Genomic DNA, 18,716 nt, shown 5'->3' with positions numbered 1-18,716 from the left:
TTCGAGTCCAGGTGATCGTCATGTGGAGCAAAGGCAAATCGCGGGTAATCGAGGGCGCACAGGCCCTGGCATCGCCAATGATCATGTCCCTGGAGCCGCGAATGCTGTTCGACGGCGCGGTGGCCGCCACCGTGGCCGATGCCGCGCAAGCGGACGCGCAACCCACTGCCGAGGCGGCCAAGACGCCCACAGCTGACCAACCAGCCGACACCCATGCGCCCCAGGGCCAGGTCGATGCCACCCAGGCTGCCGTTCCGGGCAAATCCGTGGTGTTTGTCGATTCCCGGGTCAAGGACGCTGCCAACCTGCTCGAAGGCGTGGCGCCCGGGACCCAGGTGGTGCAACTGGATGCCGCCAAGGACGGCCTGCAACAGATCGCCGATTACCTGGACACCCACCAGGGCATCAGCTCGGTGCAGATCATCGCCCACGGCAACGCCGGTGATTTGTGGCTGGGCAACAGTTACCTGTCGGCGGACAACGTCCAGGCCCGCAGCGAAGTGCTGGCGCAGATCGGCCAGGACATGACTGCCGGCGGCGATATCCTCATCTACGGCTGTTACACCGCCGAAGGTGCCCGTGGCCTTAGCCTGGTGAATTCGTTGGCACAGTTGACCGGCCGCGACGTGGCGGCTTCCGATGATCGTACTGGCGTCGGCGGCGACTGGGACCTTGAGATTGCCACCGGCAACATCGAAAGCGCCAACGTGCTCTCGGCCAATGCCATGAGCGAGTACCAATGGGGCCTGGCCACCTGGACCGCCACCAACAATGCCAATTCCGGCGTGGGCTCCCTGCGCGCCGCCCTGGCTTCTGCCCAGAACGGCGATATCGTCACCTTCAACAACAGCATGACCGTCGCCTTGACTCAGGTGCTGGTGGTGAACAAGAACGTCACGATCGACGGTGACCTCAACAACGACAACGTCGCCGATGTCACCCTGGACGGGCAGTTCCGCACCCAGGTGATCAACGTGACGGCCGGCACCACGGCCACCCTCGATGGCCTGGTGATTACCCGTGGCGTTGTGTCGGGCAACGGCGGTAACGGTGGTGACGATGCGCTGGTGGCCAAGGGCGGCGGGATCAACAACGCGGGTACCTTGACCCTGCGTAACGTCACGGTCACGGCTAACGTGGCGGCGGGCGGTGGCGGCGGCGGTGGTGTGACGCCGGAATACGCAGGTGGCGGTGGCGGTGGCGGTGGTGCGCTCGGCGGCGGGATCGGCGGGCGTGGCGGCGATACGCTCAACTCCTCGGGTTCCTTGGGCTCTACCAACCAGGGCGGTGCCGGTGGCGGCTTTTTCAACATCGGTGGCCGTGGCGGCTCCACGACCGGCGGTGCCGGCGGCGCTGTCTATGCCGGTTACAGCACCGGTTCCGCCGGCGGCACGGCCAGCAGCGGTGGCTTGTCCATCGGCGGTGGCGGCGGTGGCGACGGTTATAACGATATTGGCGGTGCCGGTGGTGGCGCGGTTGGCGGCATCTACAACGACACGGGCGCAACCCTGCGGATCATCGGCAACTCGGTCATCTCCAACAACATCGGAGCGGGCGGTGGTGGCGGTGGCGGCGGTGCTGGCGGCGGCTACACCCAGGCGGGCGGCGCCGGTGGCGTGGGTGTCGGTGCGATCTGGAACAAGGGTTCGATCCTGATGACCGCGGCCAACTTCGCGGCCCTGGCCGGCAACGTCGGTGGCAGCGGCGTCGGAGGAACGAGTGCCGGCACCGCGGGCGTTACGCCGGCGTCGGTGGCCAACGTCTATGGCGACGGCGGCACCATCAATACCAACTACGTGCCGGACGAAACGCCGCCCACCGCGACTGTCGTGGTGGCCAACACCAACCTGAACTCTGGCGGCACGTCGCAGGTGACCATCACCTTCTCCGAGGCGGTGACCGGGCTGACCGCGGCGGACCTGACCGTACAGAACGGCACCATCGGCACGCTGACCAGCGGCGACGGCGGCATCACCTGGACTGGCACGCTGACGGCGGCAAGCAATATCGCCGATACCACCAACATCATCACCTTGAACAACACCGGTGTGGCGGACCTGGCCGGTAACGCCGGGGTGGGCACCACCGATTCGAACAATTACGTGGTCAACGACACCGTGGCGCCGACGGCGTCCATCGTGGTATCCGACACGGCCCTCAGGAACGGTGAAACCTCGTTGGTGACCATCACTTTCTCCGAGGCGGTCAGCGGATTGACCACGGCTGACCTGACAGTGGCCAATGGCACCCTCAGCGGCCTGAGCAGCAGTGACGGCGGTATCACCTGGACAGCAACCTTGACACCCGACGCCGCTGTCACCGACACCACCAATCTGGTGGTGCTGAACAATACCGGTGTCGCGGACCTGAGTGGCAATGCCGGTGTCGGCACCACCAACTCCAACAACTATGCCATCGACACCGTGCTGCCGACCGCCACCATCGTGGTGGCCGACACGGCGCTGAGCGCCGGTGAAACGTCCTTGGTGACGATCACGTTCAACGAGGCGGTCAGTGGTTTCACCGCCGCGGACCTGACGGTGGCCAACGGTACGGTCACCGGGCTGAGCACCAGCGACGGAGGTATCACCTGGACCGCAACGCTGACCCCGACCGCCAGCGTGAGCGATACCACCAACCTGATCACGTTGAGCAACAGCGGCGTTGCCGACCTGTCCGGCAACGTCGGTACCGGCACCACCAACTCGAACAACTACGCCATCGACACCCTGCGCCCGACCGCCACGATCGTGGTGGCCGACAACGCCCTGAACATCGGTGAAACTTCCCTGGTGACGATTACCTTCAGCGAGGCGGTGACGGGTTTCACCCTGGCCGACCTGACCGTCGCCAACGGTTCTCTGAGCGGGCTAAGCAGCAGCGACGGCGGTATCACCTGGACCGCGACGCTGACACCAAGCGCCAGCATCACGGATGCCACCAACCTGATTGTCCTGGCCAATACCGGCGTATTGGACGCGGCCGGTAACGCTGGCACCGGCACCACCAGTTCCAACAACTACGCCGTTGACACCGCCCGCCCGACCGCGACCATCGTCGTTGCCGATAACGCCTTGCGAATCGGCGAAACCTCGCTGGTGACCATTACCTTCAGCGAAGCAGTGACCGGCTTCACCACTGCCGACCTGACGGTCACCAACGGCACTCTTGTCGGGTTGAGCAGCGGCGACGGCGGTATCACCTGGACCGCGACACTGACCCCGAGCACCAGCATCAGCGACACCACCAACCTGATCACCCTGGATAACACCGGCGTGGCGGACGCCGCCGGCAACGCTGGCAGCGGCACCACCGACTCCAACAACTACGCCATCGACACCGTGCGCCCCACCGCCACCATCGTCGTCGCCGATACGACCGTCACCCTGGGCGAAACCTCGGTGGTGACCATCACCTTCAACGAGGCGGTGACCGGCTTCACCCTGGCTGACCTGACGGTCGCCAACGGTAGCCTGAGCGGGCTGAGCACCAGCGACAACATCACCTACACCGCGACCTTCACCCCGAGCGTCGGCACCAGTGATGCCAGCAACCTGATCTCCCTGGGCAACTCCGGCGTCACGGACGGGGCGGGCAACGCTGGCAGCGGTACCACCAACTCCAACAACTACGTCGTCGATACGCTGCGCCCCACCGCGACCATCGTGGTGGCCGACAACGCGCTGAGCGTCGGCGAAACCTCTCTAGTCACCATTACGTTCTCCGAGGCGGTCAGTGGTTTCGACAATTCGGACCTGAGCGTGGCCAATGGCACGCTGAGTGCGGTCAGCAGCAGCGACGGTGGCATCACTTGGACGGCGACGTTCACGCCTGCGCTCGGTGTCAGCGACACCTCCAACGTCATCACCCTGAACAACACCGGCGTCAGCGATGCGGCGGGTAATACGGGCACCGGCACCACCAACTCCAACAACTACCAAGTCGACACCAACGTGCCGACGGCGACCATCGTCATTGCCGACAGCACGCTGAGCATCGGCGAGACGACATTGGTCACTGTGACGTTCAACTCGGCGGTCAGCGGTTTCGACAATTCGGACCTGACTATCAGCAACGGCACGCTCAGCACCATGAGCAGCACCGACGGCGGCGTCACCTGGACGGCCACGTTCACGCCGAGCGCGAGCATTTCCGATACCAGCAACGTGATCACCCTGGACAACACCGGCTTGATCAACGGCGCGGGCAATGCGGGCGTCGGCACCACCGATTCCAACAACTACGTGGTCGACACCGTGCGCCCCACCGCGACCATCGTCGTGGCCGACCCAACCGTTGCCATTGGCGAAACCTCCCTGGTGACCATTACCTTCAGCGAGGCCGTGACGAGCTTCACTCTGGCTGACCTGACCGTGGCCAATGGTTCCCTGAGCGGGCTGAGTACCAGCGACAACATTACCTTCACCGCGACCTTCACCCCGAGTGCGGGTATCAGCGACAGCACCAACCTGATCAGCCTCAACAGTGGATCGATTGCCGATGTGGCGGGCAACATCAACACGGGTACTGCGGATTCGAACAACTACGCTGTCGATACCCTGCGTCCGACCGCGACCATCGTGATGGCCGATAGCAACCTCAGCGTCGGCGAGACTTCATTGGTGACCATCACCTTCAGCGAGGCGGTCAGCGGTTTCGACAACTCGGACCTGAGCGTGGCCAACGGCACCCTGAGCGCCGTGAGCAGCAGCGATGGCGGCATCACCTGGACGGCGATCTTCACTCCGGCCACCGGCACGCGGGACGCCACCAACCTGATCGTCCTGAACAACAGCGGCGTGAGCGACGCGGCCGGCAACGCCGGTACCGGCACCAGCAACTCCGCCAACTACACCGTCGATACCCAGGTGCCGACGGCGACCATCGTGGTGGCCGATGCATCCCTGAGCATCGGTGAAACCTCCCTGGTGACCATCACCTTCAATGAGGCGGTGAACGGTTTCGACAACAGCGACCTGACGGTCAGCAACGGTACGCTGAGCAACGTTTCCTCCTCCGATGGCGGCGTGACCTGGACGGCGACGTTCACCCCGAGCGCGAGCATCTCCGACACCAGCAACCTGATCAGTCTGGACAACACCGGCGTGCGCAACGGTGCGAACAACGCCGGGGTCGGCACCACCGATTCCAATAACTACGTCATCGACACCGTGCGCCCGACTGCGACCATCGTCGTCGCCGACACAGCTATCGCCGCGGGCGAGACCTCGCTGGTGACCATCACTTTCAGCGAGGCCGTGACGGGCTTCACCGCCGCCGACCTGACCATCGCCAACGGGACCCTCAGCGGGTTGAGCAGCAACGACGGCGGCATTACCTGGACCGCAACCCTCACGCCTGCCGCTGGCATCACTGACACCAGCAATGTCATTACCCTCGCCAATGGCGGCGTCGCCGACCTGGCGGGCAATGTCGGCAGCGGCACCACCGATTCGAACAACTACAGTGTCGACAGCCAGCGCCCGACCGCCACCATCGTATTGAGCGATTCGGTGTTGAAACCGGGTGAAACCGCCCAGGTGACCATCACCTTCAGCGAGGCGGTGACCGGCTTCAGCAACGCTGACCTGACAGTGGCCAACGGCACCCTGAGCGCCGTCAGCAGCAGCGATGGCGGCTTGACCTGGACCGCGACCTTCACGCCAACCCTGGGCGTGACCGACGCCACCAACCTGATCAGCCTGGATAACACCGGCGTAAGCGATGCGGCCGGCAACACCGGGGCAGGTACCACCGACTCAGCCAACTATGCGGTCGAGACGCAGGTACCGACTGCCACGATCGTGGTGGCTGACAGTGCATTGCAGATAGGGGAAACCTCACAGGTCACCATCACCTTCTCGGAAGCGGTCAGCGGTTTCGATAACGCCGACCTGAGTGTGAGCAACGGCACGCTGAGCAACGTCTCGTCCTCCGATGGCGGCGTGACCTGGACGGCGACGTTCACCCCGAGCGCGAACATTACCGACACCAGTAACCTGATCACCCTGGACACCGGCGGCGTGGTCAACGCCTCGGGCAACAGCGGTGTCGGCGTGGTGAACTCCAACAACTACGCGATCGATACGGCTCGTCCTGGCGCGACCATCTCCCTGGGCGATACCACCCTGGGCATCGGCCAGAGCACCACCGTGACCATCACCTTCACCGAGGCGGTGTCCGGTTTCGACTTGTCGGACCTGAGCGTGGCCAATGGCGTGCTGTCCAACCTCGCCAGCAGCGACGGCGGCCTGACCTGGACGGCGACCCTGACGCCCACCGCAGGCATCAGCGATGCCACCAACCTGATCCTGCTGGACACCGGCAACGTACAGGACCTCGCCGGCAACGTCGGAGCAGGCATTGCGATCTCCAGCAACTACGCGCTCGATGCCTCCCGGCCGACAGCGACCATCGTGGTGGCCGATCCGAACCTGACTGTGGGGGAGACAACCCAGGTCACCATCACCTTCAGCGAGGCGGTGAGCAATTTCGATCTGTCGGACCTCAGCGTCACCAATGGCGAGCTGACCAACCTGACCAGCAGCGACGGCGGCAGGACCTGGACCGCGACGTTCACGCCCACGGTGAACCTTACTGACCCGAGCAATTTCATCGCCCTGGACACCAGCAACGTCAGCGACCTGACCGGCAACGCCGGGGCCAGCGTGGCGGTGTCCAACAACTACGCGATCAACACCGTGGTACCCAACGATGTGAAGCCGCCGCCGGAGTTCCTGACGTCCGACCCGGTCACGGTTATCCCGCCGTCCGAGGCGCCGCTGCAGCCAATCGTCTTTACCCCGCCGACCGGCAACCTCGGTTCGCCGCTGGGCTTCCCGCCGCTGTTCGAACAACGGGACGTGGGCGGTGGCCTCAAACCGATTGGGGATATTTTCATCAACCGGGGCCAACTGGCGCCGAGCTATATCGCCCAGGTGTTCGGCAACGATGCCTCTGGCGATGGTTCTGGCCAGGGGTTCCTGGGCTTTGGTGGGGGCGATGGCGGGGTGTTCGGCAGCAGCACGCTTTCGACCCTGTTCACCCAGGACTCCGCTTCCGAGGGTGACTCGATGGATGCTTTCGGCAACCAGTCGATGCAGGGTGGCGATGTGTCCCAAGGGCTGCGCGGGATGTTCGGCGCGCCGACCTTGGGCCAGCAACTGCAACAGCTCAAGGACACTGAACAACGTCAGGTCGACAGCCTGGCAACGGCGTTACGACAGGTCGGCATCAGCCAGGCGCAGGCCTGAATTCTAAAAAATATTGGGGCAGCCAGGGGCAATCCAGGGAATGAATAGAAGTCAGAAGTTATTCGGTATGAGTTTGCTGGCGCTGGTGGTGAGTGGATGTGCGGTCACCAGCGAACCGATCGAGCGCAGCGTCAGCGAACAGCGCGCTCGAACTGACCTGCAGAATATGTACAAGGATCAGGAGCCGCTGAGCGGCCCCCTGACCCTGCACCAGGCCATGGCCCGGGCGGTGAAATACAACCTCGAAGGTCGCTTGAAGATCATGGAGGAGGCCCTGGCCAAGCGTCAGCTGGACCTGGCCAGTTTCGACATGCTGCCACGCATGGCCCTGGACGCCGGGTATGTGGGTCGTAACAACGTCAATGCCTCCAGCAGCCAGAGCGTGGAAACCGGTACCCAGTCCCTGGAACCGTCGACCTCCCAGGACCGTGACCGCGAAGTGGCGGACCTGACCATGGTCTGGAACGTGCTCGATTTCGGTGTGAGCTACATCAGTGCCAAGCAGGCCGGGGACCAGCGCCTGATCGTGCAGGAACGCCGACGCAAGGTGATCAACACCATCGTCCAGGACGTGCGTTCGGCCTACTGGCGCGCCATGGCCGCCGAGCGCCTGCTCAAGCAGATCGACAACCTGATGGTCCGGGTCGACGCGGCGCGGGGCAACAGCCAGAGCATGAGCGAGCAGCGCATCGGCGACCCGGTGCAGGCCCTGGGTTACCAGCGCTCGCTGATCCAGGCCACCCGCCAGCTGGAAGAACAGCGCCGGGCGCTGTCCCTGGCCAAGACCGAACTGGCGACCCTGATCAACTTGCCCTTGGGCACCGAGCTGACCCTGGCGACCCAGGATGAATACACCATCCCGGAACTCAAGGTCGACCTGGCCCGTCTCGAACAGGAAGCCCTGGCCAGCCGCCCGGAACTGCGCGAGCAGGATTACCAGACCCGCATCACCGCCGCCGAAACCCGCAAGGCCATGTTGCGCCTGCTGCCGGGGTTGGAGTTTTCCGCTGGCGGACACTACGACAGCAACTCGTTCCTGGTGGAGCAGGGCTGGGCTGACTATGGCGTGAAAGTCACCTGGAACCTGTTCAACGTGATCTCCGCCCCGGCGGCCATCGACGTGGCCAAGGCCGGTGAAGAAGTCGCATCGGCGCGGCGCCAGGCGATGTCGATTGCCGTGCTGGCGCAGCTGTACGTGGCCAACGCCAACTATCGCGAAGCTCTGCGCCAGTTCAAGACCAGCCAGCAACTGTCGGACATCGACGGGCAAATCGTTGGCCAGTTGCGCAGCCGTCACCAGGCCGCCGGCATTGGCGAGCTGGACCTGATCCAGGGCGAACTGAACACCTTGCAGGCTGATCTGCGCCGAGACCTGGCCTATGCCGACCTGCGCAACGCTTACGGTCAGATCTTCGCCAGCGCCGGCCTAGATCCAATGCCGAACGAAGTGCAATCGACCGCGGTGCAATCGATCGCCACGGCGCTGGCTAACCGCGAAGCGGCCTGGGCCCAGGGCGATATCACCGTGCCGAAGACGGCCGCGGTGACTCAATAACCGGGTGCTGGCATGACGCGCCCGGCGTTTTCCCGGCTGCCGGTGGCGGTGGACCTGCCGTTGCTGTTGCAGGCACTGGACGCCATTGAAGACGCACGCTGGCAAGGGCATTTCAACCGTGCCTATTACAGCGGTGACTGGAGCGGGGTGGCGCTGATTTCGGCGGCGGATGCCGTCACCGAGCTGTCGCCTGGGCGCGGTCAGCCAAGCCAGCGTGAGCCTTGGCTAGCGGACGGTCGTTGGAATGAGGCGTTGCGCGACTGGCCCCTGGAGATCGTCTCGGCCCGGCTGCTGCGGCTGGGTCCCGGTGGTTGTATCCACGAGCATCGCGACTATGATCTGGGCGGGCCGGACGCCGACCTGCGCCTGCACGTTCCGTTGCTCAGCCCACCTGATGTGGACTTTTTCCTGGATGGACAAATCATTCCGCTGACGGCCGGCGAGTGCTGGTTTCTCGACTTGGTGCGGCCTCATCGGGTAGTTAACCGAAGTGCTCATTCGCGGGTTCATCTGGTGCTCGATTGTCGCCCCGGACCGTGGCTGGTCCAGCAGATTGCCGATGGGCTGCGCACCACACCCGCTGCGTGCATCAGACAAAGCGATTTCGCCCGTTTTCAGCAGCGCGTGGAAAGCGATCCTGACCTCGCCCGCACCTTGCGGAGCCTGCACGACCTCGACGCTTTTATTGAATCCACCCTGGCGCTGGGGGCCGAACGAGGGCTTCATTTCACTCTGGAAGAAGTGCGTGCCGCCATGCGCAACGGTCGTCAGCAGTGGAGAAACCCTTGGAAGACCTGAACCTGCACGGTTGGTTGCCGATCCGCCTATGGCAAGAGGCCGGGCAGTGGTGGGTCGATTGGTGCTGGTTCGGCGACGCGCATCTGTCACAGCCGTTCTTTGGCGATGCGGTGGAAGACGCCCTGCGCCTGCCCTTCAACCAGGCGTTCCGCCGCCGGACTCCCTTGGATGCACTTGGTCAGTGGCAACGACAAACCCCGGGACTTGAGCCCAGCGCATTCATTTTCCATGCCTCCCGTTGCGGCTCGACATTGATCAGCCAGATGCTTGCTCAGTTGGACGACCATATCGTTATCTCGGAACCGCCACCTCTGGATACGCTGCTGCGCGGTGATTTGCCACCGGTCGAGCGGTGTGTGGCACTCAAGGGTTTGATGTCGGCCTACGGGCAGCGCCGCCGAGGTGTGGAGCAACGCCTGGTGGTCAAGCTCGACGCCTGGAACATTGGTGAACTGCCACTGCTGCGTGAGTGCTTTCCCGACACACCCTGGCTATTCGTGTACCGCGACCCCTTGGAAATTTCAGTCTCACACCTGCGGCGTCCTGGCGTGCATATGGTGCCGGGGATGATCGGAGCGACGGTTCTGGACGATGGATTGCCGTTCGGCAGTCAGGAAGATTTCATCCCCCGTCGGGTGGGTCGGTTGCTGGGAACAGGCCTGGAACACTGCCGGGCATTGGCAGGGATGGCGGTCAACTACACCGAATTGCCCGAGGCGATGACGGGCAGGTTGGCGGCGTTTTTCGGGCTCAATGATGAGCAATGCGGGCACGTGTTCGCGACGGTGGGGCAGCATGCCAAGCAGCCGGCGCAGACGTTTGTCGGCGACAGCGAGGACAAGCGCCGGGAGGCTTCGGCGCTGTTGCGTGAGCGGGTCCTGCGCTGGGCGCAGGAGCCTTATGAGGCGTTGAAGTCACTGCCCCTGTAGGGGGGGGCGAGGGGATCTATCCCCGCTGGTTGCGTAGCAGCCCTAAAGCAGTGAACTCAATCTTCCTGGCACACCGAGTCGGCTGGTTTTGGGGGCTGCTTCGCAGCCCAGCGGGGATAAATCCCCTCGCCACAAAGACAACCCCCGAGCCCATCGGGATGTTTATTCAAAGCCCAGTCGAGTCGGGAGTTGATTGGATTTTGAGCGGTCTGGCGGTCGGCGAGGGGCTAGACTGCCCAGGAACGAACCCGCCATCCATTCATGTCCAGGAGCCCCTATGGAACCGCCGATCCACACCCTTCGCGCATTGTTCAAGCAACTGGGCTTGCCCGATGACGCCATTGGCATTGACCAGTTCATCGCCACGCATTCACCTCTCAAGCCCGGGTTGCACTTGGCCGATGCGTTTTTCTGGAATGAGGGCCAGCGGCAAATGCTGCGCGAGGAAATCCTCGAGGATGCGGACTGGGCGGAAGTGATAGACCAGTTGGATGTGTTGTTGCGCAAGGGGCGTGGCGAATGATGCACAAAACCTGTGGGAGCGGGCTTGCTCGCGAATGCGTCGTGTCAGGCAACATCAGTGTCAACTGACCCACCGCTTTCGCGAGCAAGCCCGCTCCCACAGGAATAAACGATTATTCTTTATTGTTATTAACAAATAGCTTCTTATTCCTTAAGTAATATACCTCTCCTCCCTATACTCGTCCGGGAACAGACACGCAGGAGAGCTCCCATGCGCAACGAATCGATTCGCTACCTGATTGTGCCGGGCTGGCAAGGATCGCCGGAAAATCATTGGCAAACCCACTGGCAGAACAGCCTGCCCAACAGTGCCAGGGTCGAGCAGGCCGACTGGGTGACGCCCCGACGTGAAGACTGGGTCGCGGCGCTGGCCGAGGCCGTGGCCGCCGACAGCACCCCGGTGATCCTGATTGCCCATAGCCTGGGTTGCGTCACGGTGGCCCATTGGGCCGCCACCGCGCCGGTGCAGTTTTTGCGGCAGGTGCATGGAGCGTTGCTGGTGGCGCCGGCGGATGTCGAGCGGCCAGCCTGCGTCCCGGCGCTGCGCAACTTCGCGCCGATTCCCAGCGATCTGTTGCCGTTCCCAAGCCAGGTGGTCGGTTCCGACAACGACGACGCCGTGAGTGCCCCGCGAGCCCTGGAACTGGCGCGCAACTGGGGGGCCGAGGCCGGGATCCTGGCGGGGGCGGGGCATATCAACGTGAAGTCCGGCCACCAGCGTTGGGAGCAGGGTTTCGCTTATCTCTATCGTCTGCAAAACCGCATGGAGCATCACGCCCTGCGTCGTGCCTGAATTTTTAGCGCCCCCCGTCTCCCGGCGGTCTGGGGCGGGAGCCTGCCATGAGTTTGCATGAAACCTTCGGTCAGCCCTTGCTGACCTTTCCCGACGCGGAAAAAAGCCCCCTGAGCATTCGCGCCAAGGCGCTGGTGTTCGTCGACCCTCGTTCACGGCAGTTGCGCCAGGAGTTGGAGCAACTGGCGCCCCGTGGGATATCGGTGCTGATACGCGGCGAAACCGGTAGCGGCAAGGAACTGCTGGCCCGGCATATCCATCGCGAAAGTGATCGCGGCGGATTATTTGTGTCGGTCAACTGCGGCGCCATCAGCCCGACCTACGCCGACGCCGAACTGTTCGGGTATGCCGCCGGCAGCTACAGCGGCTCGGCCAGTAGCCGGGCCGGTTGGTTCGGTTCGGCCAACGGCGGCACCCTTTACCTGGATGAAATCGGCGATTTGCCGCTGCCGATCCAGATCAAGTTACTGGCGGCCCTGGAGAACCACGAAGTCACCCGTGTCGGCGCCCACCAGCCCAGTCCGGTGGATGTCCGCCTGGTCGCGGCCACCAGCATCGACCTGGCGCAAGCGGTGGCGGCCGGGAAATTCCACGAACGGCTCTACCACTACCTGAGCGAAGGCCAGCTGGAACTGCCGGCCCTGCGTGAACGGGTGGGCGATATTCTGTCCCTGGCCGAATACTTTCTGGGCATCTACAGCCAGCGACTCGGCCTGGCCGTGCCACTGATCAGTGAAGCGGCGCAGTCCGCCCTTGAGCGGCACAGTTGGCCGGGCAACACCCGCGAGCTGGAAAATGTCATTCACTTCGCGTTGCTGGTCAGCACCGGTGACGAGATTTTACCCGAGCACCTGAATTTGCCGCTCCAGCCTTCAGTGCCGGAACTGATCGAGCAGCAAGTGGCGCAGGTCATCGCAGGGGGATCGGAAGGTGAGCGTGCCGCACTCAAGGTGCTGCTCAGTCGATTGGGCTCGACGCTGTAAGTGTGGCTGACCCGCTCTTGTGGCGAGGGAGCTTGCTCCCGCTGGGCTGCGTAGCGGCCCCAAGATCTTGTGGTTCCTGCGCAGCCGAGCGGGAGCAAGCGCCCTCGCCACAAAAGCGGTGTTAGCTATATGAGCAAAATGAATATGAACTTGAACAAAAGATATTGTTAAGGAATAAAAAATATCGGTATTGTCCGCATCACGCCAGCGATAGCACTTCACTGGCACACCCACATTTAGCCGTCGTCCATGACGACTGTGATTTTCGATAAGGACACTGCATGAAAAAGGTTCTGTTGTTCACCGCATTGGCGGCAGCCCTGGCGTCGGGTCTGGCCCAGGCCGCGGAAAAACTGGTCGTGGCCGCCACCCCGGTGCCCCACGCTGAAATCCTCGAGCTGATCAAGCCAGCCCTGGCCAAGGAAGGCGTGGACCTGGAAATCAAAGTCTTCACCGACTACGTCCAACCCAACGTGCAGGTTGACCAGAAACGCCTGGACGCCAACTACTTCCAGACCCTGCCGTACTTGAAGAACTTCAACGAAGGCAAAGGCACGAACCTGGTAACTGTGATCGGTGTTCACGTCGAACCGTTCGGTGGCTACTCGAAGAAGCACAAGACGCTGGCTGACCTGCCAGACGGCGCGACCATCGCGCTGCCCAACGAAGGCAGCAACAGCGGCCGTGCGCTGATCCTGTTGCAGAAGGCTGGCCTGATCGAGTTGAAAGACCCGAAAAACGCTTTGGCGACGCCGAAAGACATCGCCAAGAACCCGCGCAACTTCAAGTTCAAGGAACTGGAATCGGCCATGCTGCCGCGGGTCCTGGACCAAGTCGACCTGGACTTGATCAACACCAACTATGCCCTGGAAGCGGGTCTTAACCCGGCCAAGGACGCCCTGGTGATCGAAGGTTCGGATTCGCCTTACGTCAACTTCCTGGTGGCCCGTCCGGACAACAAGGACAGCCCGGCCATCCAGAAACTGGCCAAGGCTCTGACCAGCCCTGAAGTGAAGGCGTTCATCGAGAAGAAATATAGCGGCGCAGTACTGCCGGCGTTCTGATTCGCGCAGTAAACCCTTTGATGGTTTCAAACGCCGACGGCTGATACAGCGTCGGCGTTTTTTACTGTGGGAATTTGCTCGCGATGGCGGTTCATCAATAAACACTGATGTGACTGACAGGCCGCTATCGCGAGCAAGCTCGCTCCCACAGGGGGTAAATCAGGCTACCCCGCTCTTCAACGCCCTGCGCAACGCCATCAACAATTTCAATATGTCCTGCGGTTCCAGTCGCTGCGGCACTTTTACGTCAGCCATGTTTTCTTCCTTGTAATGGTGGGGGGATGACGAAAAAAGATCCTCCCTGCGGCGCAAGGAAAATAGTCGTCTTTGCTCTTCGCGGCAAATCCAGGGGATAGTTTTTTGCGTGATATCAATATGCTTTAACGGTATTTAAATTACAGTTCTTATGCCATTAAAGTCAGTGTCTGCCGAGCAGCTATCCGCTGCGCATGGATTGCACGACCGCCGCTTACCGAGTGGCGTCCAGGATGTTCAATGAACTTCGATTACGCTTTTATCCTCAGTACCCTCCCGGCGTTTCTCAGGGCCGTGGGCGTGACGCTGCAAGTCGGCCTTATCGCCATCGCCACCTCGCTGCTGGTGGCGCTGGTGAATGCGGCGATCCTGGTGTTACGCACACCTTACCTGCAACGCCTGGTAGGGCTGTACGTGGAGCTGGCCCGCAACACGCCGCTGCTTATCCAGTTGTTTTTCGTCTACTTCGCCTTGCCGGCGCTGGGCATTAAGGTGTCGGGGTTTGCCGCTGCGATCATCACCATGACGTTCCTGGGCGGTGCCTATCTCACGGAAGTGCTGCGTGCGGGCGTGGACGCGGTGCCCCAGGCGCAATTGGAGTCCGGTCGTTCCATCGGCCTGTCCCACGGGCAGTTGCTGCGCTACGTGATCCTGCCGCAGGCCGGGATCCTCAGCCTGCCGTCGCTGTTCGCCAACTTCATTTTCCTGCTCAAGGAGACCACCGTGGTCTCGGCCGTGGCGGTGCCGGAGATTCTCTACACCACCAAAAGCTACATCGCGCTCTACTACAAGACCTACGAAATGCTCGCCGTGCTGACGCTGATTTGCGTGCTGCTGTTCTTGCCGCTGTCGCTGCTGCTCAGCCGCCTGGAAAGGAGGCTCCAGCATGGCCAGTTCGGGTCTTGAGTTGCTGTGGGTGTCGTTGCCGCAACTGGGCAAGGGCGCCGCGCAAACCTTGTCGATTTCCTTCCTGAGCATCGCCCTCAGCACCGTGGGCGGCGTGCTTTATGGAGTGTTGCGGACGCTGGGCGTGAAGGGCGTGGATGTCGTTCTGCGGGTCTACCTGGAGTTGTTCCGAGCGATTCCGGTGCTGGTCTGGTTGTACTTGCTGTTCTTCGGCCTGCCGATCTTTTTCGGCCTGAGCCTTCCAAGTTTTTGGTGCGCGGTCCTGGTGTTGTCGTTGTGGGGCGCCAGTGAGGTGGGTGAAGTGGTACGCGGTGCATTGCATTCGCTGCCGCGCGGCCAGCGCGAGGCGGGCTTGTCCATTGGCCTGAACGGTCCGCAACTCTACGGCCAGGTGCTGTTGCCGCAAGCGCTCAGACGCATGACTCCGCCAACCATCAACGTCTACACACGCATCATCAAGACCAGCTCCCTGGCCGTGCTGATCGGCGTGGTGGACGTGATCAAGGTCGGCCAGCAGATCATCGAGCGCACCTACGAGTCCGTGCTGATCTACGGCGCGCTGTTCCTGTTTTTCTTTTTTATCTGCTACCCGCTTTCGGCCGCCTCCCGCGTGCTGGAACGGCGCTGGACGCAAGCATGAGCGCATTGATCGAGTTCAAGGATTTCAACAAGTTTTTCGGTGAGCAGCAGGTGCTGGATGGTATCGATCTGCAAGTGCAGTCGGGCGAAGTGATCGTCATCCTCGGCCCCAGTGGTTGCGGCAAAAGTACTTTGCTGCGTTGTCTCAATGGGCTGGAAGTGGCCCACAGCGGCAGCTTGGCATTCGCCGGTCGCGAGTTGCTGGACAAGGGCACCGACTGGCGCGAAGTACGGCAGCAGATCGGCATGGTATTCCAGAGCTATCACCTGTTCCCGCACATGAGCGTGCTCGATAACCTGCTGCTCGGCCCGCTCAAAGTGCAAAAACGCGACCGCCGCGAAGCGCGCGCACAGGCCGAAGCCTTGCTGGCGCGGGTGGGGCTGCTGGACAAGCGCGATGCCTTTCCCCGCCAACTCTCCGGCGGCCAGCAGCAACGCATTGCCATCGTGCGTTCGCTGTGCATGAACCCCAAGGTCATGTTGTTCGATGAGGTCACCGCCGCCCTTGATCCGGAAATGGTCAAGGAAGTGTTGGACGTCATCCAGGGCCTGGCCCGCGAAGGCATGACGCTGTTGATCGTCACCCACGAAATGGCCTTCGCCCGCGCCGTGGCTGACCGCATCGTGTTCATGGACGCCGGGCGGATCCTTGAACAAAACCTTCCCGAGATTTTCTTTACGAACCCGCAAACCGCACGAGCGCAGCAGTTTCTGGAGAAGTTCTCCTACGTCGCCGCACTACCCAAAACGACTCAAACAAAGGAACTGGAACTGTCATGAAAACTGCCAAGTCTTCTCTGCTGCTACTGCCGTTGCTCGCCGCCGCTTTACTGGCCGGCTGCAATAAAACCGAAGAACCGCCGAAGCCGAACGTTGCCAGCCCAAGCGCTGCGTCGACCAGCTACCTGGACAAAATCAAGGCGCGGGACAAATTGATTGTCGGCGTCTTCACCGACAAACCACCGTTTGGCTTCGTCGATGAGGCGGGGCGTTATGTCGGCTTCGATACCGACATCGGTCGTCGATTCGCCAAGGACCTGCTCGGCGATGAAAACAAGGTCGAGTTCGTCGCGGTCGAACCGGCGAGTCGGATTCCGTTCCTGCAAAGTGACAAGGTCGACCTGATCCTGGCCAACATGACCGTGACCCCGGAGCGCAAGGAAGCGGTGGAGTTCACCAACCCGAACCTGAAAGTCGCGGTACAGGCGCTGGTGCCACAAGCCAGCGCGGTGAAAAGCCTCGATGACCTGGCGAGCCGCACCACCATCGTCACCACCGGCACCACGGCGGACATCTGGCTGACCAAAAATCATCCGGACTGGAAGCTGCTCAAGTTCGAGAAAAATTCCGAGTCTTTGCAAGCCCTGGCCAACGGGCGTGGCGATGCCTATGCCCAGGACAATCTGGTGCTATTCAGTTGGGCCAAGCAGAACCCCGGCTATCGCGTGCTGGAGCAGACACTGGGCGCCGAAGCGCCGATTGCGCCGGCGGTGAAGAAGGGCAACATCGAGCTGCGTGATTGGGTCAATGCCGAGTTGGCGAAGTTGGGTGAAGAGAAGTACCTGCTCAAGCTGTACGACCAATACGTGCGCAAGGAACTGAGCGATGACACCAAGCCGGAGAGTGTGATTGTCGAGGGTGGCAAATGGCAGGGGTGATTCTCTGAGGGTTGTGTAGACCTTCAGCGCGCCTTCGCGAGCAAGCTCGCTCCCACAGGGAAATTGTGTGTGGGGGCGAGCTTGCTCGCGATCCGGTTTACAGGCGCCATTCAATCCGGCCAGTGCCACGCAGGCTCATCCAGCGCCCGCTGCCCGACGATCCCGGTCTGTCCAAGGTCTTTCTCCAGCACGATGCAATTGCACTGCTCATCCTGTTCCAGGGCGGCGATCAGGCGTGTGGCGTGGGACACGACCCAGACCTGGCAATTTGCCGAGGCGCGGATGATCAACCGCGCCAGGGCCGGCAGCAGGTCCGGGTGCAGGCTGGTTTCCGGTTCGTTGAGCACCATCAGCGAAGGTGGTCGTGGGGTGAGCAGGGCGGCCACCAGCAACAAATAGCGCAGGGTCCCGTCCGACAGTTCGGCGGCGGACAGCGGCCGCAACAGGCCATGTTGTTGAAACGCGATGGCGAAACGTCCGCCTTGCAGTTTCTCGATGTTCAGGCGGGCACCGGGGAACGCGTCGCCGATGGCGGCATGCAGGGCTTCGTCGTCACCGATTTCAAGGATGGTCTGCAGGGCGGCGGCCAGGTCGCGTCCGTCGTGGTGCAGCACCGGCGTGCGGGTGCCCAGTTGCGGTTGGCGCACCGGGGCGTCGGCGTCGCTGCGAAAATGGTCATAGAAGCGCCAGCGACGAATGAACTCGCGCATCTGCAGGACCTCCGGCGAAGTGCGCAGACTGCCGACCTGGTCGAACAGGCTGTCGAAGGTGGGTGTGTGCTGGGCCAGCACATCCCAGGAACGGCCTTCGCGGGCACGGATCATCGGCCCGTTGCGGTCCACCAGCAGGCTGGCGGGCCGAAACACCGGGCCGGCCCAGATGCATTCGCGCTTGATTTCAGGGTCCAGCGAGAACGCTGAACTGCTAGGCTCCGGCAAGCCCAGGGCGATCGAATAGCTGAAGTCTTCCCCGGCGAAGCCCAGGCGCAGGCGCTTGGTGCCCTGGCGCACAATCGCCTGGACCGGCACCTCGCCGTTACGCATGCGGCGGCTGATTTCCTCCGGGCCGGCCCAGAAGGTCGAGTCGAGTCCGCCTTCACGGGCCAGGGCGTTGACCACCCCACCCTGGGCCGTCTCGGCCAGCAGGCGCAGGGCGCGGTACAGATTGGATTTGCCGCTGCCGTTGGGGCCGGTGATCAGGTTCAGCCGGCCCAGGGGGATGACCAATTTATTGATCGAACGGTAGTTGGCCACCGCCAATATCTTGAGCATGCCTGTTTCCTTTGCACGGGCGTCAGGAGCAAGTCTGCCCGATTGCTGTGCTTTCAGTGAACCCTGTTCTAAGCTCACAGTCGTATCGTC

Annotated in this window: 13 protein-coding genes; 12 read left to right on the top strand and 1 reads right to left on the bottom strand. The window is 62.4% G+C overall.

The window, feature by feature from the left end:
* Positions 1-77 precede the first annotated feature (77 nt).
* The 12 genes from BT125_RS19135 to BT125_RS19080 all read left to right on the top strand — a co-directional run bounded on the left by BT125_RS19135 (position 78) and on the right by BT125_RS19080 (position 17,355).
* Positions 78-7,253 carry an Ig-like domain-containing protein gene (locus tag BT125_RS19135; protein WP_072409327.1) on the top strand — a complete coding sequence of 2,392 codons (7,176 nt, stop codon included), beginning with the start codon at positions 78-80 and terminating at the stop codon, positions 7,251-7,253.
* A 40-nt stretch (positions 7,254-7,293) separates the two neighbouring features.
* Entirely contained in the window at positions 7,294-8,808 is a 1,515-nt protein-coding gene (locus BT125_RS19130) for a TolC family protein (RefSeq protein WP_072409283.1), read from the top strand.
* Between the two features lie 12 nt (positions 8,809-8,820).
* Positions 8,821-9,606 carry an aspartyl/asparaginyl beta-hydroxylase domain-containing protein gene (locus BT125_RS19125; protein ID WP_072409281.1) on the top strand — a complete coding sequence of 262 codons (786 nt, stop codon included), beginning with the start codon at positions 8,821-8,823 and terminating at the stop codon, positions 9,604-9,606.
* Positions 9,594-10,535, top strand: a complete 942-nt coding sequence (locus BT125_RS19120) for a sulfotransferase family protein (RefSeq protein ID WP_072409279.1) — start codon at positions 9,594-9,596, stop codon at positions 10,533-10,535. The genes BT125_RS19125 and BT125_RS19120 overlap by 13 nt, the downstream gene beginning before the upstream one ends.
* Positions 10,536-10,812: 277 nt before the next feature.
* Positions 10,813-11,058, top strand: a complete 246-nt coding sequence (locus BT125_RS19115) for a DUF2789 domain-containing protein (protein ID WP_072409277.1) — start codon at positions 10,813-10,815, stop codon at positions 11,056-11,058.
* A gap of 210 nt (positions 11,059-11,268) precedes the next feature.
* Positions 11,269-11,850 carry an alpha/beta hydrolase gene (locus tag BT125_RS19110; RefSeq protein ID WP_072409275.1) on the top strand — a complete coding sequence of 194 codons (582 nt, stop codon included), beginning with the start codon at positions 11,269-11,271 and terminating at the stop codon, positions 11,848-11,850.
* 47 nt (positions 11,851-11,897) lie between these two features.
* Positions 11,898-12,833, top strand: coding sequence for a sigma 54-interacting transcriptional regulator (locus BT125_RS19105; protein WP_072409273.1), 936 nt, complete (start codon positions 11,898-11,900; stop codon positions 12,831-12,833).
* A gap of 281 nt (positions 12,834-13,114) precedes the next feature.
* Positions 13,115-13,897, top strand: coding sequence for a MetQ/NlpA family ABC transporter substrate-binding protein (locus BT125_RS19100; protein WP_072409272.1), 783 nt, complete (start codon positions 13,115-13,117; stop codon positions 13,895-13,897).
* A gap of 495 nt (positions 13,898-14,392) precedes the next feature.
* On the top strand, positions 14,393-15,058 hold the full coding sequence (locus BT125_RS19095) for an amino acid ABC transporter permease (protein ID WP_072409270.1): 666 nt from the start codon (positions 14,393-14,395) through the stop codon (positions 15,056-15,058).
* Positions 15,039-15,698 (top strand): amino acid ABC transporter permease, encoded by a 660-nt coding sequence (locus BT125_RS19090; RefSeq protein ID WP_072409268.1) that lies wholly within the window; start codon positions 15,039-15,041, stop codon positions 15,696-15,698. The genes BT125_RS19095 and BT125_RS19090 overlap by 20 nt, the downstream gene beginning before the upstream one ends.
* A complete protein-coding gene (locus BT125_RS19085) occupies positions 15,695-16,477 on the top strand; it encodes an amino acid ABC transporter ATP-binding protein (RefSeq protein WP_072409267.1) in 783 nt (260 codons plus the stop codon). The genes BT125_RS19090 and BT125_RS19085 overlap by 4 nt, the downstream gene beginning before the upstream one ends.
* Positions 16,474-17,355, top strand: a complete 882-nt coding sequence (locus tag BT125_RS19080; protein WP_072409265.1) for a transporter substrate-binding domain-containing protein — start codon at positions 16,474-16,476, stop codon at positions 17,353-17,355. The genes BT125_RS19085 and BT125_RS19080 overlap by 4 nt, the downstream gene beginning before the upstream one ends.
* A gap of 110 nt (positions 17,356-17,465) precedes the next feature.
* Here the strand turns inward: BT125_RS19080 and BT125_RS19075 are convergent, their stop codons facing one another.
* Positions 17,466-18,626: an AAA family ATPase gene (locus BT125_RS19075; RefSeq protein ID WP_072409263.1), complete on the bottom strand. Its 1,161-nt coding sequence runs from the start codon at positions 18,624-18,626 to the stop codon at positions 17,466-17,468.
* Positions 18,627-18,716 lie beyond the last annotated feature (90 nt).

Origin of the sequence: Pseudomonas sp. NFACC04-2, assembly GCF_900119265.1 — a bacterium.
GTDB classification, from domain to species: Bacteria; Pseudomonadota; Gammaproteobacteria; order Pseudomonadales; family Pseudomonadaceae; genus Aquipseudomonas; species Aquipseudomonas fluorescens_AA.
The sequence above is the reverse complement of the archived record's forward strand: the minus strand, read 5'-3'. Positions and strand labels throughout refer to the sequence as shown.